Origin of the sequence: Barnesiella sp. WM24, from assembly GCF_004570975.1 — a bacterium.
In the GTDB taxonomy this organism is placed as follows: Bacteria; Bacteroidota; Bacteroidia; order Bacteroidales; family Muribaculaceae; genus Muribaculum.
On the sequence record NZ_SPPC01000010.1, the window covers coordinates 98731 to 123012 of the forward strand.

Genomic DNA, 24282 nt, shown 5'->3' on the forward strand with positions numbered 1-24282 from the left:
GAAATTAAGTTAATCGGGTGATTTCACCCTGTTTTTATATCATCATGGGGGATGGCGCGGTTATTTTTCTTCTTCGGTGGCGGGGAGTGTCACGCGGATTAGTTCAAGGCGCGTCGCCGATTTCTTGACGATGGTGAATGTCATTCCTGACAGCTCGAATGTGGCTCCCTGGGCGGGAATCTCTCCGAGGTTGTTTAAGATGAATCCGGCGAGAGTCTGGTATTCGTCTGACTCGGGCAGGTCGAGATTGAAGTTGTCGTGTAGGTCGCTTATCTCATATCGTCCGGAAAATTCATATATTCCGGGCTCGATTTCGCGTGCTGTCAGGCGGCGGTTGTCGTGCTCGTCCTGAATGTCGCCGAATATTTCTTCCACGAGGTCCTCAAGTGAAACGAGACCGGAGGTGCCACCGAATTCGTCGACTACAACCGCTATGGAGCGCTTTTCGGCAAGCAGGCGTCTCATCATCTTGTTGGCAAGAAGCGTCTCCGGTGCAAAGATAACCGGTTTTATCGCCTCTTTCCAGTCCGACTCCGGATTGAACAGCTCGCTCACATGGATGTAGCCGAGCACATTGTCGATGTCTTCGCGATATACAAGGATTTTTGAGCGTCCCGACGAGGTGAAGAGCTGAGAAAGCTCTTCGCGTGAGGTCTCGTCGATATTGACTGCCACAATCTCGTTGCGCGGGGTCATGCAGTCACGGATGTGGGTCGAAGAGAAGTCAATGGCGTTGTGAAATATCTTCACCTCGTTTTCCACTTTCGCTTGTGTCGCGGTCTCGTCGATGGTAGTTTCAATATACTGGTTCAATTCTCCTATGGTGAGCAGTCCGAGGGTTGTGTCGGAGTTTTTTATGCCTACCATCTTCATCAGAGCCTTTGAAATCCAGCTCGTAAACTGAGAGATGGGGTATAGTATCACCCAAAAGAAGAAGATGGGGAGTGAGAAATACCGTAAAGAGGAGTTGGGGTTGATACGGAATATCGTTTTCGGGAAAAATTCTCCGGTGATAAGGATGACGCCTGTCGAGATAAGGGTCTGCATCAGCAGGACAAACACTTCATTGTCATAAATCTCCTTTAGCCACGGGTCAAGCAGCGCTGCCGCGCCCATGCCGTAAATGACAAGCATGATGTTGTTGCCGACGAGTATGGTTGAGATAAAAAGGTCCTGGTGCTTGTAATACAGGTTGACGATGTGTCCGATAAGTCCGCCGCGTTTTACATCAATCTCGACTTTGACGCGATTGGACGAAATGTAGGCGATTTCCACTCCGGAGAACAGGGCGGAGAATATGAGCGACACGAGGGCTATTATGAGCCATTGGGTAGTAGAGTCCATTGTTTCAGACAGTTTTGTTGACCTTGACGTTTTTAGGAGCCGCAGGGGCTGTGCTTGCCGAGTCGGGGCTTATAGCTGTGGAGTCGTTTCCGCCACCGTTGCCTTTAAAGTCTGATACCGGGAATATGCCCGATGGTTTGTGTATCGTGTAGGTGGTCATACGCTCGTTGGAAGTGAAGCCGTAGCCTTCAATCACCCGGTCGTTGCGTTCGATATGTATAAAAGAGTCGGAGTAAACTTTCCTGTCGCGCTGGCTCCAGAACAGCTGCTGGGTGAGAAATTTCTCTCCGTTGGTGTTCAGTATGTTGACATCGCCGTCGAGTCGCCACAGGGATTTGTCCTTGAAGTATGTTGCCGAGTCGCATACGATAGTGGCGTCGGTGGTGTAGTCAGGAGCAAATTTTTCCATGAAAAGTCCTTCGGGAAATTTCCAGCAGGGCACTTTTGCCTCGTCATATACGAGCCAGAGCGGAGTGGTGATGCGGTAGCGTGTCACTCCGGAGTCGGAAATGAGGGTGGTGACGTCGCGAGTCATCATCGTCGGCACACTGTCGCCGTCGGTGGCGCGGTGTACCACATCGGTCTTGTCATCGGAGCATGCTCCGGCAAGCAGGAGCATTGCCCCCACTACCGGCAGGGCTCTCATGCCTAATCTACGGTTGTGGTTGATGCGTGATGACATGGCGGTCGGGAGTCTCCGTTTATCTGATTTTGTTCTGGTAGAACCAGAGTTCATTTACGTTGATGCCGAGGGTTATGCTGAGATAGTCTTCCTTGATGAGGGCATTGGGGGTGCCTTGGCGGTGTTTCCATTCAAAGCCGAGATTGACCATCGTCTTTGAGCCCGGGGCGGGAAGTCCGAATCCGAGAGACACACCATACTCCTTGACATCGTTGGCTCCGATTTTTATATAGTCGTTGCTGTAATATCCTCCGATACGGTAGCTGACGCGCTGAGCGAAATTGCCTCGGTGATAGGGCACATATTGCGCACCGAGTCCGAAACGCAGGCGGTTGTTAAACTCCATCATGCCGTTTTCCTGGTCAAGTTCGGCATATTTTACATTTTTCCAGTTCTGGTAGGTCACGTCGGCTTCCAGCATCAGTCGCTCGCGCCACTGGTAGTTTAATCCGAATCCCCAGGTGTCGGGCAGCGTATATTTGTCGCGCAGTGAAGTGTAGGCGACAGTGTCGGCGCTTACATCCGACGAGCCTATGTTGTAATAATTGACACGCCATGCGTGACCGAGCAGCGACTTGTATGGAGAGTAGGTGATGCCGGCGGTCAGCTTGTTGTCGCGGTTGAGGTCAAGGGTGTACTGCACGCCGAATTGCAGATGATAGTCCCTGACTTGGACGACGCGTTCAAAGAGCGCGTTGTTGGCGGCTTCAGGCACAGCGTAGATGTCGTTGATTGTGGTGCCGAAGAGGTAGCCGATGTTGGCTCCCACGGTGAAGCCCTTGAACGGGCGTCCTCCGACTCCGACATAGAGCTGGTTGAGACCGCCCGAGCCGGTGCGTGAGTCAGCACCGTTTTCCATCTTTGAGCCGAAAGAATATCCTACCGATGAATAAGGAAGCAGTCCGATGCTGGCTCCGAGATATTTAGTGATCGGAAATTGCATGGTGATGTAATCGAGACCGCCGCCGAAGTCTTTTCCGGAAGTCCCGTTTTCCTTGCTCCACATGGCAGTGGCTGTTATGCCCATGTCAAAAAGAAATGTCAGCGAGTCAATCGCCGCGTAGCTTGCAGGGTTCATGACATTGATCTGCCTGCCCGACTGCATTGCGTAGCCTACGCCGCCCATTGCGCGTTGTGCCGATGTGGCGTTGTCGTTAAGGATACCGTAGCCATACATGGAGTAGGGCGTCTGTGCGGCTGCTGTCAGGCAGCTTGCAAGCAGCAGTGCTATTGCCGATATTTTTTTAGAGATTTTCATTATATTTCAATATACTGTTAAGTCCTTTACATACAAGCATCGGGTCAACCTCCGCTTCACAATCAAGCAACGGGGCGATACGTGCGGCATCGCCTCCGGTAAGCATTACTATGGCGTCATCGGGCAGCAACGACCTGTAATAGGAAATCTCGCCTACGGCTCCTCTCACTACCCCTGCCTTTATGGCATTTACGGTGTCAGTGCCCCATAGAGGCACGTCGCCGCCGGTCTCGACATCCACATAAGGAAGCCTGCTTGTCATCGACCTCAGCGCCTCGGCGCGCATCCACAATCCGGGGGCGATATTTCCGCCGCTGAACTCTCCCTCGGCAGTCAGCCTGTCGTAGGTGATTGCCGTGCCTGCGTCGACCACAAGCACTGTCCTTCCCGGATGCAGCGCACAAGCGCCTGCAGCAGCGGCTATGCGGTCGCGTCCGAGTGTGGTCGGGGTCGTGTAGCCGATGCTTATCGGTAGCGGAAGCATTGATGTCAGCTCATATACCCTCTCCGCGATTGTACGCAGCGTTACCACGATGTCTTCGCCATGTTGGGTGACTGAGCAATATAGCGCCGCGTCGATGTGTCTGCCGTCGGCTATCTTTTCAAGATGAGCCGGCAACAGTCGCTCATGGCGATAATGCCCTATAAGCGTGTCACCCTCAAAAAGAGCGACTTTTGCTGTCGAATTTCCTTGGTCTATTACAAGATTGTAACCCATTGTGTGACAAAATTACTAATTCCGCGTGAATTAATGGCTTGCATCAGGTTATTTTTTGGTCGAATTGCGGTCTTTTGCCAATTCGCGGGGTATCATAATCGACGTGTAGACAAGTATGAGGCCGCCGGCAAGGATAAATGCAAACCAGTCGCGCCCGGCTCCGTAAGGGTAGAACATGAAAAACGCGGCCGCGCAAAAGAATATGGACGACCACACTTCGATGCGATACAGTCGCTTCACCCTAAGCACATTGCCGTCATAGCGGTTCATGATTCTGCCGATAAGAGTAATCAATGCGCCCGCCGAGAATATCCACCTGTAGACTTCCATGCTGTAGCCGAGCAAAGGCATCAACACCCCTGCTGCAATCAATAACATTCCGGCAGTGATTGCCCAGGATATTATTTTTTTATTTTTTTGATTCATGATGTAGCTTTATTCAATTATGTAGACATCCTCGTTTTCGCGCTGCATGTGGTACTGCTCTCTTACGATGCGTTCCATCGTCTCGCGGTCGGTGTCGAGATTGTGGTTAAGCCGGCGATAATACTCCATTGTGTCGCGGTTAGCCTTTATCTCACGTTTCAGCTCCTTGATGCGCTCGTCATATTCCATTGACTTTATAATGGAATTGTCATTAAAAAACAGCACAAGAAGAGTGAACGCGACAACAAAGATAAATGTCACCGAAAAATATCGGCGGCACCATGCCCAGCTCTTTTGTACCCAATTACTCATAATTGCTGCAAATTTAACGAAATCCCTTGTCACTGCCAACGATTTAACAATCTATTGCATTTTCTACTGCCGCAGGCGGCGGTGTCGCCTGCTATTGGTTGAGGTCCAGCGAGTATCTGAATCCCGGTTTTACGGTAAATGTAAGTGATGCCGAGCGGCTTGACGCTGATGAATTATAGCGCAGGTGGACGCGGGTGTTGGGCGGCAGGCAGTCAAGATAAAATATCGCGCTGTCGGGATATATGCCGTCGGGCGCCATCATGTGTCCGGCGACTACGCGCTCTTCTATTGTCACGTCGGTGCCGGCGACTGTCACCGCAAGGCTTACGGCGCCGTCGGCGTTGACCATTCCCTCCAGTCCTGACCGTGACAGGACTGCGCGGTAGCCGTCGTCGACCGCAAGCGATATTGACGGTGAGGCTGAGCCGGTCACTGTGAGGTCGCCGGAGTAAAAATATGTCTCGGCAGGGCGTCTCGCGCCCGGACGTATGGCGAGGGCAAGCACTGCCGCCGCGAGAATGAGCAGCAATACACATATCTCGACTTCGCCTATTGCAATCCAGAGTGATGTCATGACAGTCCAAAGTTAACCATAATTTGTCAAAACCAATGTATCATGTGGCGTGTTATTTATCTATGATTATTCACGTTCAATCTATTTATCGATGTCTCACGATTTATTTATGTCCCACCACCTGATTCCTACCCATAAGGTTGCCGCGTGGCTGCTTATGCAGATTGACAGGTTTCTGACGCGGCTCGGACTTGAACAGTCGGGTTCGGCTGAAGAGATAATTTATGCCATCATTGTGCTCGCCACAGCCCTGCTTGCCGGCTGGGTTGTCAGGAAAGTGGTTGTCGCTGTCGTGCAGAAGCTGGTGTATTCGCGCCACACGATATTTGTCGAGGAGTTGCAGCATGAAAATATCGTGAACAAGATGAGCCATGTGATTCCCCCGCTGGTGTTTCTCGGGCTGATACCTTTTGCATTCCAGACCGACAATCACACCCTTGCAATCATAGAGCGTGTCGTGCTGGTGTATTTTGTCGTGGTGCTTGGATGGACCATATGCTCCCTGTTCAATATAATATGGACCAACTATGACCGTAAGGAAAACACTAAGAACCTTCCTCTCAAAGGCATTCTTAATGTGGCAAAAGGGCTTGTGTGGATTATTATCGCGATTATCGCGGTGTCGATACTCGTCGACCGGTCGCCGGCGGTGCTGCTTACGGGGCTTGGCGCGTTTGCCGCCGCTCTTATGTTGATATTCAAGGACTCGATTCTCGGATTTGTCGCCGGGTTACAGCTGTCGGTCAATGACATGCTGAGGGTAGGCGACTGGATTTCCGTGCCTGGCACTATCGCCAACGGCATTGTCACCGATGTCTCTTTGACTGCCGTCAAGGTACGCAACTGGGATAACACCACCGTGACGCTGCCTCCCTATACGCTTGTGTCGACTTCATTTCAGAACTGGAACAAGATGAAGGAGCGTGGTCGCAGGCAGATTGAACGCTCGGTGTGGATTGACATTTCAACGGTGCGCCCCACCACCCCCGACATGCTCGAAGAGTTCAAAAAGCAGCCTTTCATGAAAGAGTATATCGAGCTGATGCAGGCTGACGCCGCCAAGGGACAGGCTACATGCCTGATGCACGATGACATAAAGGTAAACGGGTCTATCTCTACCAATCTCGGATGTTACCGCGCCTATGTCGGGCTTTACCTTCATCATCATCCTTATGTGGCGATGGGCGGGCCTACCTGCATGGTGAGGCTGATGCAGCAGACGGCAACCGGGGTGCCGTTGCAGATATTCTGTTATCTGAACACTACGGAATGGGTGTCATACGAAGGCATACAGAGCGACATCTTTGAGCATATCATGGCTGTGGCTCCCGCATTCGGGCTGTCGGCATTCTCGTCGCCGACCGGACGTGACGTGGTCAATATCGCCAATCCTAAGCCGGAGGCATTGCCTTATAACGGCGACTCTCCGGTGGAAATGGCTACCTATGACCCGATTACTAACTTCATGGTGCCGCCCAACACATCGGGCGACCACGGATTTGCCTACACGACGCAGCCGGTTTATCCTGATTCGATAGCGGCTGCCGTCAAGGAGGCAAAAGCCGCCGGCATACCGATGATGCCGGCATCGGAGGGCACTGTGCCTCCTCTCGTCCCGGGAGAATCGACATCATCGTCACCCACACCCGCCGACTGAGCGGCGGTTTGCCAATGTCGTTGATGTTGACTATCTTTGCATCGGTCGATAGACTATAACATTTATAATCATTGAAGTAATGAAGAAAATCTTGTTATCGGCAATTGCCGCGACAATCATGTGTTCTTGTGCCTCGGTAAGGACTGTCACCGGGATGGATGAATTTGTAGCGCGTTACAGTAACGGCTATATACTTGACTCCGACTGGGATGTAGTGGGCTATGCGCGCAACGGGTATATCATGACCGAGCGTAATGAGGTCGTGGGCCGGTATGCCAACGGCTATGTCTACGATTGCCTTGACAGCGTGATTGCCGTTTACGGCAATGGATGTGTCTATTCCGACCGGGCGTTGTGGGACATATATGACCGGATTGACATGTCCAATTATATAAAAGCTCAAAAGGGCAGGTGATAGTCGTGTTTCAGCTCTGACATCACAAATGTCGACTCTATCGAGCCGAGCCCCTCAAATGCGCCAAGCTTGTTTAGCAGAAATTCCTGATAGGCGCTCATCGAAGGGGAGTATATTTTCAGAAGATAATCGTAGTCGCCTGACACATTATAACACTCTGTCACCTCGGGCAGGTCGCTTATATAATTAGTGAACTCTGTGGCTATGGCGCGATTCATGTGGCTTAGCTTGACGCGGCAGAACACCATGAATCCCTGCCCCACCTTGTCAGCGTCTATTATCGCTACGTAACGGCGTATGTAGCCGTTGGTCTCAAGACGCTTGAGCCGCTCAAATACGGGGGTGGTCGAGCGGTGTACTTTTGCGGCGAGCTCCTTTACGGTAAGGCGTCCGTCGTCTTGAAGGGCGCGCAATATTCCGAGATCTATGTCGTCAAGCTGTTCGGTTAGCATTGTCATTTATTCTGTTTGACCCTCTTTTTTACGGTTGTTTCGTGATGAAAATTCTTATATGGAGTGCAAATATAGCCGATTATTCTGTAATAAGGTGATTTTGTTGTCAAAATTTTCTATTGGCTCTAACTTTGCAGAAAACAAAAACGAAATATTAACAATAAAAATCATATAATTATGGCACTCGACAGAAATCAACTTCATTTTGAGACTCTCCAGCTTCATGTGGGACAGGAACAGCCCGACCCGGCAACCGACGCACGCGCCGTGCCTATATATCAGACGACATCTTATGTGTTTCGTGACTCGGCTCACGCTGCTGCGCGTTTCGGACTGCAGGACCCGGGAAATATCTACGGCAGACTGACCAACAGCACCCAGGGGGTCTTTGAGGAGCGTGTCGCCGCTCTTGAAGGCGGCGTGGCAGGACTTGCCGTTGCCTCCGGTGCGGCGGCAATCACTTATGCCCTGCTTAACATAACCCGTGACGGCGACCATATTGTTGCCGCAAAGACTATCTACGGCGGGTCATATAATCTTCTTGACCACACCCTGCCTGCCTATGGAGTGACAACGACTTTTGTCGACCCCGCCGACCTTAATAATTTTGAGAAGGCTATACGCCCGGAGACAAAGGCTATTTTTATCGAGACGCTCGGAAATCCTAACTCCAATATCATTGACATCAAGGCTGTGGCGGAGATTGCCCATCAGCATCGCATTCCGCTGATAATCGACAATACTTTCGGCACACCGTTTCTGATTCGTCCTATTGAACTTGGGGCTGACATAGTAGTACATTCCGCGACTAAGTTTATCGGCGGACATGGCACTTCTCTCGGTGGTGTGATTGTGGACAGCGGCAACTTCGACTGGAAGGCTTCGGGTAAATTCCCGCAGCTTGCCGAGCCCGACCCCAGTTATCACGGAGCGGTATTTGCCGATGTAGCCGGTCCCGCCGCGTTCGTAACCCGCATCCGCGCCGTCCTTTTGCGCGACACCGGCGCCACGATAAGCCCTTTCAACGCGTTTATCCTGCTTCAGGGTCTCGAGACCTTGTCGTTAAGGGTTGAGCGCCACAGCTATAATGCTTCCCGTGTGGTCGACTTCCTGTCTAAGCATCCTAAGGTGAAGCGTGTCAACCATCCGTCGCTCCCCGACCACCCCGACCACACTCTGTACAAGCATTATTTCCCTAACGGCGGCGGCTCGATATTCACTTTCGAGATTGACGGCGGGGAAAATGAGGCTCACTGCTTCATCGATTCGCTTGAAATATTCTCCCTGCTTGCCAATGTCGCTGACGTGAAGAGTCTTGTAATCCATCCCGCGACAACGACCCACTCGCAGTTGACCGACGAGCAGAAGGCTGACCAGCAGATATATCCGGGAACAGTGCGCCTGTCAATCGGTACCGAGCATATAGATGACCTGCTTGCCGATCTTTCTCAGGCACTCGACAAGGTTTAGGGGAATATAAGTAATGGTTTTATGATAAGTGGCGTCACATCATTGTGACGCCATCTTTTTTTACCCCATTTCTGACCGGGCATCGCGGCGGGCTGTTGCAGGCGATTTGCAAAGTCAGAGTGATTTATGTAACTTTGTGAGTAATTAAACTAAATAATCAGAAGTTACGAAATCATGGACAAGCAATTTAAGCCGGAGACTCTTTGTGTGCAGGCGGGATGGTCGCCGGGCAAGGGGGAGCCGCGTGTGCTGCCGATATATCAGAGCACGACATTCAAATATGAAACGAGCGAGCAGATGGCGCGACTCTTTGACCTGGAGGATAGCGGGTATTTCTATACTCGTCTACAGAACCCCACCAATGACGCAGTGGCGGCCAAGATTGCCGCGCTTGAAGGGGGAGTGGCGGCCATGCTTACATCAAGCGGACAAGCGGCAAACTTCTACGCGGTGTTCAATGTCTGTGAGGCGGGTGACCATTTTGTGAGTTCTTCAGCCATATATGGCGGCACATTCAACCTGTTTGCCGTCACGATGAAGAAGCTTGGCATTGAGGTGACCTTTGTAAGCCCCAATGCCTCGGAAGAGGAGATTTCGGCTGCATTCCGTCCTGAGACCAAGGCACTCTTTGGCGAGACTATTTCCAATCCGTCGCTTGAGGTTCTGGATATTGAGAAGTTTGCCCGTGTAGCCCACAAGCACGGGGTGCCTCTGATTGTCGACAATACATTTCCCACGCCGATTAATTGCCGTCCCTTCGAGTGGGGCGCCGACATAGTGGTACATTCGACCACAAAATATATGGACGGACATGCGACAAGTGTAGGCGGCGCTATAGTGGACAGCGGCAATTTTGACTGGGATGCCTATGCTGAGAAATTCCCCGGACTGTGTTCGCCCGACGAGTCTTACCACGGGCTTACGTATACCAAGGCGTTTGGCAAGGGAGCATATATAACAAAGGCTACCGCGCAGCTTATGCGTGACCTTGGAAGCATCCAGTCGCCGCAAAACGCTTTTCTGCTCAACATAGGTCTGGAGACCCTGCATCTTCGCGTTGCGCAGCATTGCAAGAATGCGCAGGCTGTAGCCGAATATCTTGACGCCAACGACAAAGTGGCTTGGGTCAACTATTGCGGGCTGCCTGACAATCCCTATCACGCCCTTGCCGAGAAATACATGCCCGGCGGGTCGTGTGGCGTGATTTCGTTTGGGCTTAAAGGAGGCAGGGATGTGGCAATCAGGTTTATGGACAGCCTGAAGCTTGCCGCGATTGTCACCCATGTCGCCGACGCGCGTACAAGCGTGCTGCATCCGGCGAGCCATACCCATCGCCAGCTCTCCGACGAGCAGCTGATGGAAGCCGGTGTGCGCCCCGACCTCATACGCTTCTCTGTGGGTATTGAAAACTCTGACGATATAATCGCTGACATAGAGCAGGCTCTTGAAGCCGCTTATGCGTGAAAATGTTTATATAAATTAGATATAGAAATGTTCTCTGGAATAGTTGAAGAAGCCGCCAAAGTGGTGGCGATAGTGCGTGACGGTGGAAATGTACACCTTACACTCACCTGCTCTTTTGTCGATGAGCTTAAAATCGACCAGTCGGTGTCTCATAACGGAGTGTGTCTCACTGTTGTGGCTCTTCCCGGCGACAATACTTACACCGTAACTGCAATTCAGGAGACGCTTGACCGCAGCAATCTCGGCGATTTGAAGCCGGGCGACCTTGTCAACGTCGAGCGTAGCATGGTGATGAACGGGCGTCTTGACGGGCATATCGTTCAGGGACATGTCGACTGTACTGCAGTGTGTGACGACATAGAGACCGTTGACGGCAGCACATATTTCCGTTTCCGCTATTCGGTTGAGCCGGCTATGGCTAAGCGTGGCTACGTGACTGTGGAGAAAGGGTCGGTGACAGTCAACGGTGTCAGCCTTACTGTCTGTGACTCCGAGCTTGATTCTTTCCGTGTGGCGATAATCCCCTATACGTTTGAACACACTAATTTCTGCCGTATCGCGGAAGGTTCGCGTGTAAATATCGAGTTTGACATAATCGGCAAGTATCTTGCGCGTCTCATGGAGGTCGGCGAGTGATATGGATAATTCGCTTGGAATAGTGGTGTATGGTGCTTCAAGCGCCGAGATTGACAGCCGTTATTATGACTTTGCCCGCGAGGTGGGCAGGGAGATAGCCCGGCGCGGTTACCGTCTTGTCAACGGCGGAGGCAGGGCGGGGCTTATGGGCGCCTCTATCGAGGGCGCACTGGAAGCCGGCGGCGAGGTGACGGGTGTGTTGCCTGATTTCATGATTGAGCGCGGGTGGAATCATCCGGAACTTCACGAAATGATTTCGACTGCATCCATGCACGAGCGCAAGGCTACGATGGCGCGGCTTTCCCGCGGGGCAATCGCGCTTCCGGGCGGAGTGGGCACTCTTGATGAACTGTTTGAGATTATCACCTGGCGCCAGCTGGGACTGTATAAAGGAAATGTGGTGATTGCCAATGCGTTCGGGTTTTATGACCTGCTGCTTGAGCATCTGCGCCACACTGACAGCGAGCATTTCATGCGAGCCGCCGATCTGTGGCAGGTGGCGGTGTCACCGGAGGAAGCCGTGGAAATGGCGATAGCCCGGAGTGAGTTTTGCCTTGACGGCGAGAAGTATTAATCTCATTTTGTGAGTCAGTTATGCGTGGCGATTTGTTGAGTCATATTACCGATGCTCCTTTTGAGGTTGGCGGCAGGGTGTTCAATACTGTGGTCACGCCTTATACTCAAGGCATGCCGGTGGAGTTGCGACCCGAATTGCTCGGATACAATTCCGACATCCTGTGTGTCGTGATGGCAATGTTGCTGCTTGTCGTGTTCAACATCCGGCAGTATCCTAAGTTTTTCAGTGTCACGTTTCATGATCTCTGGAGCCTGAAGGAGCGCAATCATCTGTTTGACGCCCGTACGGTCAATGAGACACGTGCATTTGTCGTGTGTGTCATATTGATGTTTATCTGCGAGGCGCTGCTTGTCGTCGCGGCGATAAACACCGCTGTCGTCATCCCTTCGTCGCGGCTGCTCCTTGTGGTAGGGCTGCTCACGGGAGTGGCGGGATGCTACTATCTGTGGCAGGTGGTCGTCTATAAATTCATCGGCTACGTGTTTTCCGACAAGTTTTCAACATCGCTGTGGCTACGGGGGTTTAATGCGAGCCAGACGATTCTCGGTGCGTTGCTGCTGGTGCCTGCGCTTGCCATATTGTTTTATCCCTCAGCTACAAAATGGTTGCTGACTGCAAGTGTTTCATTGTATTTTTGCATCAGGTTAGTCTTCATATATAAGGGATTTAGAATTTTTTATAAGAATTTTGCCTCTCTGCTTTATTTTATTTTGTACCTTTGCAGCGTGGAAATTATACCGCCCATTTTACTATTTAATGGCACGGTTTCACTTTGTTGTAACTTAATTAGCTAATCTACACAAGTCGATAAGAGAGTGAAAGTAAAAAAAGTACTTGTTTCTCAACCGAAACCTACATCAGATAAATCGCCCTATTACGAAATTGCGGAGAAATACGGAGTTGAAATTGAGTTTCGTCCTTTCATCAAGGTGGAGGGGCTTAGTGCAAAGGAGTTTCGCCAGTCGCGCATAACTCTTTCTGACTTCACGGCAATAATATTTACAGCACGCACTGCTGTCGACCATTTCTTCCGTCTTTGCGAAGAGATGCGATATACAGTGCCCGACACTATGAAATATTTCTGCACGACAGAGGCTATCGCCAACTATCTGCAGAAATACATCGTGTATCGTAAGCGCAAGATATTTTTTGTGAATACAGGCAAGCTTGACGACCTGTTGCCTTACCTGCTAAAGCATAACAAGGAACGCTATCTCTATGCGGTAAGCAGCGTGCATAAAGAGGACCTGAACGTGCTTGACCACAATAATATCAATTACACCAAGGCGGTGATGTATCGCACGGTGAGCAATGATTTCGGTCCCGATGAGCCGTTTGACTACGATATGCTGCTGTTCTTCAGCCCGTCTGGTATCGACTCGCTGTTGAAGAATTTCCCTAAATTCAAGCAGGATGAAATCAAGATAGGCACCTTCGGCTCCACTACCGCCAAGGCTGTGCGCGATGCCGGTCTTCGTCTTGACATGGAGGCCCCCTCGGTGAAGGCTCCTTCAATGACCGCCGCCCTTGATCTCTTCCTCAAGGAAGATGCTAAAAACAATTGATTCCGATGGCTGCTTCGGGGCGTCTGTATAAGCGCGAGAAGCTGTGTTCGGTCACTGCTATAGACTTGCTGTTTGATCGTTCAGGCGGCTCGGCTGCCTCTACGTCTTATCCGTTGCGGTTTGTGTGGCGCAAGAACGCCGCCCGGCAGTCGGGTATGCAGTTCATGATATCAGTCCCCAAAAAACGCCTCCGTCATGCGGTCGACCGCGTGACGGTGCGTCGTCGTGTCCGTGAGGCATATCGCCTGAACCGCGCGATTCTCGGCTCTGTCGCCGACATGCAGGTCGACATCGCGTTTATATATGTCGCCGACAAGGTGCTGCCTTCTGCGCTGATTCACGCGGCGATGTGCAAGGCTCTGGAAAAGGTGAGAAATGCTTGTGCCGCCTCCTGATGAAAAGGCTTATTGTAAATATCCTTATCTTGCCTGTGCGCTTCTACCAGCTTGCCATCTCCCCGATGCTACCCCCGTCGTGCCGCTATGTGCCGACATGCAGCCAGTACACTATCGAGGCTCTGCGCAAGCATGGACCCGTGAAAGGGCTGTGGCTTGCGGTGAGGCGTATATTGCGGTGTCATCCATGGGGTGGCAGCGGTTATGACCCTGTGCCATGACAGTGACAGATGTCCACACCCACCATCATCACCGCCGTGATGCCGTGATTAATCTTGCTCCCGGCGAACTGCCTGAACCGGGATTTCTGTATTCATCGGGGGTGCATCCCTGGGACACCTTGCTGCCTGATGACGAGATTGAGCGGCGCCTTGAAGAGGTGAGGCGTCTGTCGCGTCTTCCGGAGGTGGTCGCAATCGGTGAGGCGGGCATCGACAGGCTGCGAGGCGCGTCGATGGAAAGGCAGACCGGAATCTTCCGCCGGCAGGCGGATATAAGTGAAGAGGCGCAAAAACCGATGATACTTCATGTCGTCAAGGCATTTCCTGAAATAATCAGGCTGAAGCGTGAACTGAAGCCGTCACAGCCTTGGATAGTCCACGGTTTCCGAGGAAAGCCGGAGCTTGCAGCCGAGTTGCTGCGCGCCGGATTCTACATATCGCTTGGTGAGAATTTCAATCAAGCCGCCGCGGCGGTTATCCCCCCTGACAGGCTCTTTGCCGAGACCGACGAAAGCACCCTTACGATAGGCGAGATTGCGGCACGCCTGCCTCACATGCCTGCTGCAACGCTCTGACGGCATCCGTGGCAATGGGGTGCAACCGTTGTTTCTGATAGCCAGCCGGTATCGGGCTGTGTCCCGACAAGGTGAATATATGACCCGTCAGGCGGCTTTCCATCGCCGCGAGTGCAGGTGCCGCGCCCTGCCTGGGAGTGGAAATGACGGGGCGGAATAATCTGTCGCTCAGATAGTCGATTACCTTGTTGTCCATCGTGATAATGGCTGAGTCCACGATGCCCGGGTCGGAGCAGTTGACTCTTATGTGGCGGTGACGCAGCTCGGCTGACAGGTCAAGGGCGAAATGGGTGAGCATAAGCTTGCTGCGCCCGTAGGTCGTAAACCGGTGGTGGTGACTCACAGCGCGCTCGCGCCAGTCGTCACGCAGGCGGGCTATGCGGCGCGTCATCGAAGTAGTGAACACAATCGCCCCGTCATCCGCCATGCAAGGGAGCAGAAGCCGCGTGAGCAGCCCTGTGGCGAGAAAATTGGTCTGGGTCGCCGATTCATAGCCGTCGGCGGTGAGAATGACGTCGCCCGGCATCGTCCCGGCGTTGTTAAAGAGCCCGTCTATGCTTAGGCCGCTCGCCGCAATCGCCTTGGCAAACCGCCTCACGCTCTCCAGCGACTCCAGGTCGACCTCCATTGCAGTCAGTTCTGTCATCCCCGGCTGCAGCGATTCGATAAGTTTCCGGGCTTTCGCGATGTTGCGGCATGCGAGTATCACTCTTGCCGCGCCGCGTTCAGTCAGCCCCTTTACGATGGCTTTGCCTATGCCTCCCGTGGCACCGGTTACGATATAGGTCTTTCCGCTCATTTGTCGGTCTTTTTTTGACGGTCGAGCCCTATGCGTTTTATCATCAGTCTGCCACGCTCGGGAAGCATCGCGACTGCTACGATTGCCATGCGGTTTAGTCCGCCGTTGATATACTGGGCTTTGCGCCTGAACATCTTGCGCATGGCGCGGCGCACAAATGTGTGTGGCGTCACCAGCACCCCGATTCTCACGGCAAACCGCTTCCACTTCTCTGGCAGTCCGAAAAGTGATGTCGATATGCCGCCGGGACAGGCGACGGTCACTGACACTCCGTAGTCTTTCATCTCTACTCGCATCGCGCGCGAGAATGTGCGTATGTAGGCTTTAGTCGCGCTGTACATCGCTATTCCCGGCATCGGCATCCAGCATGACATCGACGACATGTTGAGGATATAGCCGCCGTTTGACTCCTGTGCCATCATCATCGCTATCTCCGTGGTAAGCATCGTCACCGCCCTTACATGCAGGTCGATATACACTTCGATGCGCCTTTTACCGAGCTCCTCCACTTTTTTGAAGTCAAATATCCCGGCATTGTTTATAAGCACTTCCGGCACAATCCCGTTGGCCTGCAACACGCCCCTGACACTCCCGGCGGCATCAGGCGCGGTAAGGTCAATACAGTGGGCTATCGTGGCTACCCCGTAGCGTTCATGTATCTTTTCCGCCCATGCCACGAGCTCATTGCTCTGGTTGCTGACCATGAGCAGCGAGTAGCGGCGTTCGGCGAGCTGATGGGCAAATTCCAGACCTATCCCGGAAGACGCCCCGGTGACAACCGCCCATTTCATGACTGTTGACGCGCTTTGATGTTGGCAATCTCGCGCTTCAGCCCGGGGGTAAGGTCGCTGACACACTTGTGGCATGCCATCTCGCGCGAATACATCCTTCCTATGCAGTAGTTCACGTGGTCACATCCCGAGCTTTCAAGCTCCTCTTCCCGCATGCGTCTTACGAAGTCGGGCATCGTCAGGAGCGAGCGCGCCATCTGCACAAATTCAAAGCCCTCGCCAAGCACCCGCTCTATCGAGCTGCGCGTAGAGCACCCGCCCACATATATCAGCGGCATCTTCAGCTCCTTGCGGAATATCTTGGCGTCGTCAAGGAAATAACACTCCTTGTAGGGGACCGTGGGCACCATCATCTTGCCAAACATCCTGACACCATATTTCAGCCACCAGCAGTCCATATAATGGGTCATCGCGCCTATAGGCATCTCGCCGCGCATGACATACATCGGTGCCTTGCTGACAAATCCGCCTGACAACACGAGCGCATGGGCGCCGAGTTGCTCCAGCTCGCGCGCGATGAGCAGTCCCTCGTCGATTTCTATGCCTCCCTTGAAGCCGTCGCGCATGTTGGTCTTGACGATGACGCCCATGTCGCTTCCGGCGGCTTTCATCACCTCCTCCATACACAGGCGCATGAAGCGCATCCTGTTGTCGAGCGAGCCGCCCCAGCGGTCGCGGCGGCGGTTGGTGTAAGGCGACAGAAACTGGCTTATCAGATAGCCGTGGCCGGCGTGAATCTCCACGCAGTCCATCCCGGCGTCGCGCGACAGCCTGACAGCGTCGCCAAATGACCGCGCCATAGCCGTGATTTCATCGTCGCGCATCTTTCTGACCGGTGTCGGTGAGTAGATATTGAATCGGCCCGAAGCCGAGATCGGGGTCTCGCCGGCTGTCGACTTGTGTGACATGTTGCCGCAGTGTCCGAGCTGTATCGACGCTTTGGCGCCTGTGGCGTGGATGGCGTCGGTAATGTTGCGCAGTCCCGCGATGATTTCAGGTCTCATCCAGAGCTGACGCGGAAATGAAAGCCCGTTGCGGGTCACGGAGGCATAGGCGAGAGTCGTCATGCCCACACCGCCTTCAGCCACCGAAAGATGATAGTCTTTCAGCATCTGCGACGGGCTGTTGCCGGGACACATCCCCTCAAATGCCGCCGAGCGTATCGTGCGGTTGCGCAGGGTCACGGGTCCTATCTGCGCGGGGGTGAATAATATCGATTGTTCGTGCATGGTGTCAGTATATAAAGGGTAAGATACTTTTTAGATTCAGGGTGCTGAACTCGTCGCCAAACTCCAGTCGGTAGCGGCTGTTGATTTTCCGGGCGCGCGGGGCGAGATTGGCAAAGGTCCAGAGGGCAAACACGGCGCCCGCCCACGACCAGGTGAGTATCGCGAAGCCGGTCCACTCGACCACCTCGCCGAAATAGTTGGCCGACGATACGTAGCGGAACATTCCTCCGCGCGGTATATAGTGGCGCGTGTCGCCGGGACGCCGCAGATTGCGGATTATATGGTCGCTGTGCAGGTTGATTGCCATGCCGGCAAAAAATATCGCTGTGCCCGCGATAAACGGTGCCGACTGCAGCCAGTCGGCGGGATAGCGTCCCGCAGGCGAGATGTAGAATATCCAGCCGCCCTGCATCACTGCGTTGATGAGGTTAAACGTGACGCCCATGACAATGATCGACAGCGGCATGCGGCTGTTGCCTTTGATAAGCAGCGGGAAGATAAACGAGCGCTGGAAATAGTGGAGCATAAACAGCAGCGCCATCACGACAGGGGCTGTCTCGAGGCGGCGCGGGGAGCAGAGCCAGAGGGCGAGCATCGCGAAAAACACCGGCGACTCCATCAATACCCATCCGAGACGGTTGTTGACCGAGGCGCCCCAGCGACGTGAATACATGATGCCGTAGCCAGCCTCTACAAAGTGTAACGCTACAAACACCACCACCGCTGTCACCGCCATTCCGGCAAGCAGCCAGTCAAACCATACATCCGGATTTTCCATTGCGCACAAAAAAGTGTTATCGCTCAAATGTAATTAAAATACTTGAAACGACAAAATTTTTGTGTCGCCGCAGCGTCCGGGGTGGTGGCGCGTCAGTCGTAGATGTAGTCAAATGTTCCGCCGTCGTTCATCGGGGCTATGGTAGCTGTGAAATAGGGATTGGTTGCGGCTTCCTCCGGAGTGCCGGCGCCCGCGCGGTCGATTATCGCCGTGACGTCGTAAAAATGATTCCTGTCGGCGCGATACAGCGGCAGAATCTCGTTGTACAGCACATGTTCAGAGAAGCATTGACGGTCATTGTACTTATACAGGCGGTAGTTGACCGGCACTTTGTAGAAATAGCTTTTCCCGTTGAACGGTGCCTGGACTATCGCATAGACCTGTCGCTCCGCCACTATGGGCTCGCCCGCCGAATAGCCTCTTACGATAACCCTGTCGGTGCGCTCTGTCCCGTCGGGGTCGGTGTGTTGCGCGGCAGAGTGCGAGCTGTTTGTACAGCCTTTGGTGACATAATTGTCTTTATGGTTGTACCAGTCGGTAGGATAGGTGTAATACACGTGTCCGCCATCTTTCACCATCTCTGCGGGATGAGGTTCGGTGATGTCGGTAAGGCTTTCCCACTCGCTATTGTCGATAAATTCCGCAGGCACGCTGTTGACAGCCGTCAGGCGGTTGGAGGCGTTCCAGCTGTAGATGTCATAGCGGTGAGACAGTCTTGCCTTTCCGGCACAGTGGAGCATCATACTTGTAAACGCCCCGGCGTCCATCGCTGCGTTGTCTTTGTCGCGGAGATTGATTCTTACCTTGGCGGCGACTCTTTTCAGCGGTATGTTGATATTATAGGGCGTGGTCTTCATGCTCTCGGTAAGCTCCACTTCCCCGGTCATCACAAAAGCTTTGCGGCGGGTGAGGTCGGCGGTCGCGGTGATGTCGGCGTCGAGCACCTCGTTTAGCGCGGGGTTGCTCCCTTCCTCTACGGAGAATGTGCCGGGATAGTTTGCCACAAGATATATCCTGTCGGAATCCTTGATGCGCTCATGGCTCAGCTCCACGTCGTCAGTGACAAATGCGTGTCTTGTGTGGCAGTCGGTGGAATTGGGCGCGTCATCAGGATATTCCTTGCTCCAGTGGAGAGTCACCTTGTCATCCTTCACGAGAAACAGGTCAAGACTGTAGACCGAGTTTTCATTAAAGTCATCCCAGCCGTCGTCGGTGGTTATTCCAGAGGCTCGTGAGCCGGAATAGCCGGTGGTGGTGTAGCTGATTTCTACTGCCGCTGTCTCGTCGGCGGGTACATCGACACTGCTGTCACTGCATCCTGCAAGGAGTGACGATAAGAGTATTGCCGTTGTTATGTAGCGTTTCATTGTTTTCCGGTCGATTAGTTGTTACGGTTGAGTGTAGCCCATCGGTGTGTCCCACCATCCAAAGCGGTTGTCGCCGATGACTCCTTCCATCAGCTCCTTCGGTCCCGCTTTGTAGTCGCCCACAAGCACCTGGCGTATCTGTATCGCGGTTTTGGTGCCGGGATAGGTGAGGTCGCCGAAATATTTCGCGCCGTCGGCGGCTGTGTAGGGTGGATTGATTACGAGATTCTCGGTAAACTGCTCGCCGTCAAGCGACACCTTTATTGCAAGATAGACTGTCGGCACTTCTCCTGCGTCCCTGTAGCTTGTCGCGAGAGGGCTCAGCACGTCATCGTCCGACCCGTCAAGGATGATGGGCAGAGGGATGTCGTAGCGGTCCGACCCTTCCGATTTCGCCACAAACAGTTTTTCAATAGCCGCATAGGTTATGTCACCCGTATTCTCGTCGACTTGTGCCGGATATTCAAGTTTACCCACATATGAGTCTTTTATCCAGCAGTTTCTGTTGACATCGATGGCTATATTGTAAGGCTCGGGGCGCGCGATGCCGGTTCTTACAGCCTGTTGGTTGTTTTCGTTGTTGTTGCCGTCGGAAAAGCGGAAATACTTGTAATCATGCTCTATGGTACATTCCTTGTCGTCATAAAGAAATGCTTTCCACACAGCGCCCTCCGGCTTGGAGATTGTAAACGTGAAGTTGAGCTGCGACGAGCTGTTTTCAAGAACCTTGATATCCACTTTTTTCAGCGCTCCGTCAACAAGCTGATTTATACTTTTTGACGCAATGCGCGGGTGAGTGATGAAGCAGTATCTTGAGTCGGGTTTACTATACCGCAGATAATGTTCATCGTTTTGGTTGATATCCCAGCCGAGGGTGGAGGGGATGTAGTCCCAGCAGTCGACGTCGTAGGTGAGTGTGCCGAAGTGGATGCCGTCGATGGTGAAGAGGTAGTAGTGGTTGCGCACAATGTCGGTAGCCAGGCGGGTGGCGTCGCCGGTCGTGCCGCCCCCGTTGACATTGGCGTCGTTGAAGTGGATTGCGGCGGGATAGGTGAGGGTCTGACCGCTCGCCTCATGCTTTACGGTGACGTCGATTGTAGCCTCTCCGCCGGCTGCCTCGGAAGAGTCATATTCGGGCAGATAAAACACTATCGAGCCCTCTTTCTCGCCGGTGTAGATGCCCGGGGCGAAGTCATGACCGCCTACGGGGGTCTTCACCGGGTTAAACGAGTGTCCGTAGCTCAGAGTGCCGTCGAGAGTGGCGGTAGCGGTCTCCCATCCCGCGGGGAAGGGGTCTATGTAAGAGTTGGCGGCGCTCATGCGGGCGCTTACGAGCCTGTAGCCCTCCATCTTTGCAGGGTCAAGCTTGATTTCCACCTTGGCTAAGGCGCGGAGCAGGTCGATGGAGCCTATCTCCTCGGGTGAGTCTTTTTTGCCGGTAAATGTAAAGTCGTGGGTAGTCATGCCCCACATGGGGATGCGCACTCCGTTGCGCGGAGAGCCGTTGGGGCTGTACCACATCACGTCGGCTATCGTCGACTTCAGCCCGTCGAGGGTGGTGGCGCTCATCAGTGCGGGCCCGCAGTTGGCGAGCAGCATCACGCGGTAGCTGCCCGGCTCCCAACCCTCTTCGCCTAAGTCGATATTGCCGATAAAGGTGTAGCCATCGGCGTCGGCGTCATACATGTATTGGCGCAGGTCGACATGGGCGAGACTGCCGTCGTTGCCTATCAGCATCACGTGCAGACGGTCGACCTCGGAGTCAAACCGCGTGCCTATCTCCTCCTTGTGGTTGTTATTCCACACGCCGCCGCCATCGGCTCGCGAGCCGTAGCCGTCGAGCTTCAGCGTGAACCTTACCGGCACGCTGCCTTGCAGACGCTCCGTGTCGCCGCATCCCGCCGGGCTGTCATCGTAGACACAGCCCCCCGACATAAACGCCAGCACCACGGCGCATAAAACTGTTATATGCCTGATTATATCTCTCATTTCTCTGCTGCGGATTTAGAGATTCTTACATTGACAATTTTGGAGTCACTTTGTTGTGAAGTATATCTCGGTTGATTACCGGGTGATTTTTTTGAAATATTTTTTATGCTTTGTGTGGCAGCAGGACTATCCTCTTGCCCTTTAAATTTCAAAAGAAGTCTCACAGGTAAAAATACTCGACTGCACCCTTCTATATATGGGAATTGATCAAGAGATGATTCTCCGACAATTGCAGAAAACCCTGAATCTTTGAATACATCATAACATGCGAATTTAAGATATTTCAGTTTCCCTTCTGTCTTTCCGAAATTATCTCCAAGCCATAATGAACATTCCGACCCAAAACCAATCCAGTCAACGTGGGGAAGACGATAACCGTTAGTCCTTAAATTGAAACCTGAAATATTGCAGGCAAAGGAGTTATATGTCGAATTAAAAATTTTGTTGTTGGAAAGTGCTTCTTTTTCGGTTTCAAGTTCCAGCACTCCACCACTGGCTTGACTTCTTAACGACACATCAGAGGTCATAAGCTTGGCTGCAAATCTCCAACCAAAATAGCTTAATGTCTCATTAAAAAGATCTTCAGTCGGGAAGATTACAGTGAGTCTGTCATCTTGCGACGGTGGAATGAAATTTTCATCTTTTACTGCATAATAGCTATATAGATATGGAAATTTGTCCGGGTTTTCATGTTCAGAATACACATCTAATGCGCTACTATGGGGATATAGCATTGATGGGGTTTCGATAAAGTCACTGGCATTGTCGTAATCGACCCAATTATCATGACCGTCTGCGGGCGTGGAATTGCGGCAGATTACTTCTTGTCCGTTATTCATCTTTTTAGTGCGCAGCGACTTGCTCATCCAAAAGTTATTGTATCCGATTTTTACTAACGGATATTTTTTGTCATCACCGTCGCGGTTATCTTGCAATACGTGAGGAACAACTTTACCGATTATGCAATTGTTGTTGTCATATGAGGTTTTGTTTTGACTATTCTCGGTAATTGGCGAATAAGAGACATATGGAGTGCCATTTTCAGGGATGGCAATATGTCCGAAGTTTGCCGCAGTTATGTTGTCAATTTTTAAGTCGTCATCAATTGTAAAACTGCTGATATGATAAAAATCGCCCGTGTCATTGGTCGTTTTATCCCATACTATTTTGCCTCCATGCATATAGTAGTCGGTATACTCTTTTGAACTGTCACCATGTTTTTCTTCTTCGTTAAGTACCCATTCATGACCGTGGCGAGCTGCAAACAGACCATCTGCTGTTACACCGTCGTAGCCATAATGATGAGGCAGGGGCCAACTGTTGGATTTGGCATCACCTGCGACACCATGACTATTTGAACCGATGATGTCATATATAAAACGAAGAACTGTACCTTCTTTGAGGTTTGGTAATGTTGTGCCGGGAATTAGATTATAGAATACCCATGCTTGTGACGATATTGTTATTCCGTCATCCGTGCGTTTTGTTCTTACATCGGGAGTGGACAAAGAAGTATTACCCGGTTGGTAACGAAGGTATTCGCGACATAGCAAGCCTACAATTTCTCCTGATTCGGGGTCAAGTACGTCAAGTACCCACGAGTCGTCGTCGCCTACATCGGGGATTGCGGGTTTTACAGCCGAACTAAGCGTGAACATGTAGTAGTGACCGTCTTTCATCGACAGGTCTTCTCCAAGCTTGTAAGTTACAGTTTCGGAGTTGCCGTTTCTGTCATAGAGAGTCACGGTAAATATTTCTTCATCCGCCTTTTTCGTAGTCCATGCAGGCACAGCAGCGCGATAAATCATATATTCGCCTGACGTTCCTTGACAATACATTTCGATGTCGCTTTTTGTATTGGTGGCTACGCTATATCTCATGTCACCCGACTGTTGCCTTTCAAAACTTATACCTGTTGCATTTGTCTGCATATTTTTCAGGGTAATTCCTTTAGGCTTGCCGGTTACGGGATTTTCCGAGGTGTCGATGCTGTCTTTGTGGATTTTAACAACAATGTTTGCCATAAGATGATGCATATTTACAGTCTGATATGCAGCATCGGGGTCAGGCGTGAGATAATTCCAAAGAAAATCTGATTTCTGATAATTTTCTTTTGTAGACTGGTCCGACTCAACATTGTAAGAAAATCCCGTGCCTTTCGTCATATCACTTAATTTCCATTTCTCATTCATAGGGAAATAGAATATGTAATTTGGCGGCGGTGTCTGGCTCCCCGGATCGGGAATTTCTGTGTCAAGGTCTTGGGTTACATCACCCTTTGGCGGTGCAAGCACCTGGATTAGCTCGTTGCTTTCCATGTTTCTCGCACTGAATACATCATTCTGAATCTGCCTTTCGGAGTTAGTGGCAAATACACCTATGCGGTCGCCGGTTTCAAAAACCGAGCTGATTTCATTTTCATAAGACACGCGCGATTGTGGCGCGTCGTTTACGAGCACGAATTTGTATTCTCCGGGCAGCAGGATGTCATTACGGAGATTTTCTGTCTCAAATTCATCCGTGCATCCACTCGTCGCTACGAGTAAACCGAATAATAAGCTAATATATTTATTGACTCTTTTTTCCAT

The 24282-nt window shown here is 52.1% G+C and carries 26 protein-coding genes; 11 read left to right on the forward strand and 15 right to left on the reverse strand.

Features of this window, described 5'->3' with window-relative positions:
- Positions 1-60 precede the first annotated feature (60 nt).
- The 7 genes from E4T81_RS11640 to E4T81_RS11670 form a co-directional block, all read right to left on the reverse strand.
- Positions 61-1344, reverse strand: coding sequence for a hemolysin family protein (locus E4T81_RS11640; protein ID WP_135044737.1), 1284 nt, complete (start codon positions 1342-1344; stop codon positions 61-63).
- Between the two features lie 4 nt (positions 1345-1348).
- On the reverse strand, positions 1349-2026 hold the full coding sequence (lptC, locus tag E4T81_RS11645; RefSeq protein WP_135044739.1) for an LPS export ABC transporter periplasmic protein LptC: 678 nt from the start codon (positions 2024-2026) through the stop codon (positions 1349-1351).
- 19 nt (positions 2027-2045) lie between these two features.
- A complete protein-coding gene (locus E4T81_RS11650) occupies positions 2046-3284 on the reverse strand; it encodes a hypothetical protein (RefSeq protein WP_135044741.1) in 1239 nt (412 codons plus the stop codon).
- On the reverse strand, positions 3271-4002 hold the full coding sequence (locus E4T81_RS11655) for a type III pantothenate kinase (protein ID WP_135044743.1): 732 nt from the start codon (positions 4000-4002) through the stop codon (positions 3271-3273). Before E4T81_RS11655 ends, E4T81_RS11650 begins: the two co-directional genes overlap by 14 nt.
- 48 nt (positions 4003-4050) lie before the next feature.
- Complete coding sequence (locus E4T81_RS11660) at positions 4051-4428, reverse strand: hypothetical protein (protein ID WP_135044745.1); 378 nt, start codon at positions 4426-4428, stop codon at positions 4051-4053.
- A 9-nt stretch (positions 4429-4437) separates the two neighbouring features.
- The gene (locus tag E4T81_RS11665; protein WP_135044746.1) at positions 4438-4740 is read right to left on the reverse strand and encodes a septum formation initiator family protein; all 303 of its coding nucleotides are present in this window, start codon (positions 4738-4740) and stop codon (positions 4438-4440) included.
- Positions 4741-4831: 91 nt separating this feature from the next.
- Positions 4832-5314 carry a hypothetical protein gene (locus tag E4T81_RS11670; protein ID WP_135044748.1) on the reverse strand — a complete coding sequence of 161 codons (483 nt, stop codon included), beginning with the start codon at positions 5312-5314 and terminating at the stop codon, positions 4832-4834.
- A 91-nt stretch (positions 5315-5405) separates the two neighbouring features.
- Here E4T81_RS11670 and E4T81_RS11675 point away from each other — a divergent pair, with 91 nt between their 5' ends.
- Both E4T81_RS11675 and E4T81_RS11680 read left to right on the forward strand, forming a co-directional pair.
- The gene (locus E4T81_RS11675) at positions 5406-6971 is read left to right on the forward strand and encodes a mechanosensitive ion channel family protein (RefSeq protein WP_135044750.1); all 1566 of its coding nucleotides are present in this window, start codon (positions 5406-5408) and stop codon (positions 6969-6971) included.
- A 79-nt stretch (positions 6972-7050) separates the two neighbouring features.
- The gene (locus E4T81_RS11680) at positions 7051-7386 is read left to right on the forward strand and encodes a hypothetical protein (protein ID WP_135044752.1); all 336 of its coding nucleotides are present in this window, start codon (positions 7051-7053) and stop codon (positions 7384-7386) included.
- On the opposite strand, the gene E4T81_RS11685 is transcribed toward E4T81_RS11680, so the two are convergent.
- Positions 7371-7838 (reverse strand): Lrp/AsnC family transcriptional regulator, encoded by a 468-nt coding sequence (locus tag E4T81_RS11685; RefSeq protein WP_371683049.1) that lies wholly within the window; start codon positions 7836-7838, stop codon positions 7371-7373. The genes E4T81_RS11680 and E4T81_RS11685 overlap by 16 nt on opposite strands.
- A 177-nt stretch (positions 7839-8015) precedes the next feature.
- Here E4T81_RS11685 and E4T81_RS11690 point away from each other — a divergent pair, with 177 nt between their 5' ends.
- The 9 genes from E4T81_RS11690 (at position 8016) to E4T81_RS11730 (ending at position 14741) form a co-directional block, all read left to right on the forward strand.
- On the forward strand, positions 8016-9308 hold the full coding sequence (locus tag E4T81_RS11690) for an O-acetylhomoserine aminocarboxypropyltransferase/cysteine synthase family protein (RefSeq protein ID WP_135044756.1): 1293 nt from the start codon (positions 8016-8018) through the stop codon (positions 9306-9308).
- A gap of 174 nt (positions 9309-9482) precedes the next feature.
- Entirely contained in the window at positions 9483-10772 is a 1290-nt protein-coding gene (locus E4T81_RS11695) for an O-acetylhomoserine aminocarboxypropyltransferase/cysteine synthase family protein (protein WP_135044758.1), read from the forward strand.
- A gap of 27 nt (positions 10773-10799) precedes the next feature.
- Positions 10800-11408: a riboflavin synthase gene (locus E4T81_RS11700; protein ID WP_135044760.1), complete on the forward strand. Its 609-nt coding sequence runs from the start codon at positions 10800-10802 to the stop codon at positions 11406-11408.
- Between the two features lies 1 nt (position 11409).
- Complete coding sequence (locus E4T81_RS11705; protein ID WP_135044762.1) at positions 11410-11982, forward strand: TIGR00730 family Rossman fold protein; 573 nt, start codon at positions 11410-11412, stop codon at positions 11980-11982.
- A 20-nt stretch (positions 11983-12002) separates the two neighbouring features.
- Positions 12003-12779: a DUF4271 domain-containing protein gene (locus tag E4T81_RS11710; RefSeq protein WP_135044764.1), complete on the forward strand. Its 777-nt coding sequence runs from the start codon at positions 12003-12005 to the stop codon at positions 12777-12779.
- Between the two features lie 21 nt (positions 12780-12800).
- On the forward strand, positions 12801-13550 hold the full coding sequence (locus tag E4T81_RS11715) for a uroporphyrinogen-III synthase (protein ID WP_135044766.1): 750 nt from the start codon (positions 12801-12803) through the stop codon (positions 13548-13550).
- Between the two features lie 5 nt (positions 13551-13555).
- A complete protein-coding gene (locus tag E4T81_RS11720) occupies positions 13556-13945 on the forward strand; it encodes a ribonuclease P protein component (protein WP_135044768.1) in 390 nt (129 codons plus the stop codon).
- The gene (yidD, locus tag E4T81_RS11725; RefSeq protein WP_135044770.1) at positions 13945-14166 is read left to right on the forward strand and encodes a membrane protein insertion efficiency factor YidD; all 222 of its coding nucleotides are present in this window, start codon (positions 13945-13947) and stop codon (positions 14164-14166) included. Before E4T81_RS11720 ends, yidD begins: the two co-directional genes overlap by 1 nt.
- Positions 14163-14741 carry a TatD family hydrolase gene (locus tag E4T81_RS11730; RefSeq protein ID WP_135044772.1) on the forward strand — a complete coding sequence of 193 codons (579 nt, stop codon included), beginning with the start codon at positions 14163-14165 and terminating at the stop codon, positions 14739-14741. Before yidD ends, E4T81_RS11730 begins: the two co-directional genes overlap by 4 nt.
- Here the strand turns inward: E4T81_RS11730 and E4T81_RS11735 are convergent.
- The 7 genes from E4T81_RS11735 to E4T81_RS11765 form a co-directional block, all read right to left on the reverse strand.
- The gene (locus E4T81_RS11735) at positions 14686-15540 is read right to left on the reverse strand and encodes an SDR family NAD(P)-dependent oxidoreductase (RefSeq protein ID WP_135044774.1); all 855 of its coding nucleotides are present in this window, start codon (positions 15538-15540) and stop codon (positions 14686-14688) included. The two genes, E4T81_RS11730 and E4T81_RS11735, sit on opposite strands and share 56 nt — an antisense overlap.
- Positions 15537-16331, reverse strand: coding sequence for an SDR family oxidoreductase (locus E4T81_RS11740; protein ID WP_167761876.1), 795 nt, complete (start codon positions 16329-16331; stop codon positions 15537-15539). The genes E4T81_RS11735 and E4T81_RS11740 overlap by 4 nt, the downstream gene beginning before the upstream one ends.
- Positions 16328-17560, reverse strand: a complete 1233-nt coding sequence (locus E4T81_RS11745) for an NADH:flavin oxidoreductase (RefSeq protein ID WP_135044778.1) — start codon at positions 17558-17560, stop codon at positions 16328-16330. Before E4T81_RS11745 ends, E4T81_RS11740 begins: the two co-directional genes overlap by 4 nt.
- A gap of 4 nt (positions 17561-17564) precedes the next feature.
- Complete coding sequence (locus E4T81_RS11750; protein WP_209308188.1) at positions 17565-18338, reverse strand: DUF1295 domain-containing protein; 774 nt, start codon at positions 18336-18338, stop codon at positions 17565-17567.
- A gap of 92 nt (positions 18339-18430) precedes the next feature.
- Positions 18431-19705, reverse strand: a complete 1275-nt coding sequence (locus E4T81_RS11755; protein ID WP_135044780.1) for a hypothetical protein — start codon at positions 19703-19705, stop codon at positions 18431-18433.
- A gap of 21 nt (positions 19706-19726) precedes the next feature.
- Positions 19727-21694, reverse strand: a complete 1968-nt coding sequence (locus E4T81_RS11760) for a hypothetical protein (RefSeq protein WP_135044782.1) — start codon at positions 21692-21694, stop codon at positions 19727-19729.
- On the reverse strand, positions 21691-24282 hold the full coding sequence (locus E4T81_RS11765) for a fimbrillin family protein (RefSeq protein WP_167761878.1): 2592 nt from the start codon (positions 24280-24282) through the stop codon (positions 21691-21693). Before E4T81_RS11765 ends, E4T81_RS11760 begins: the two co-directional genes overlap by 4 nt.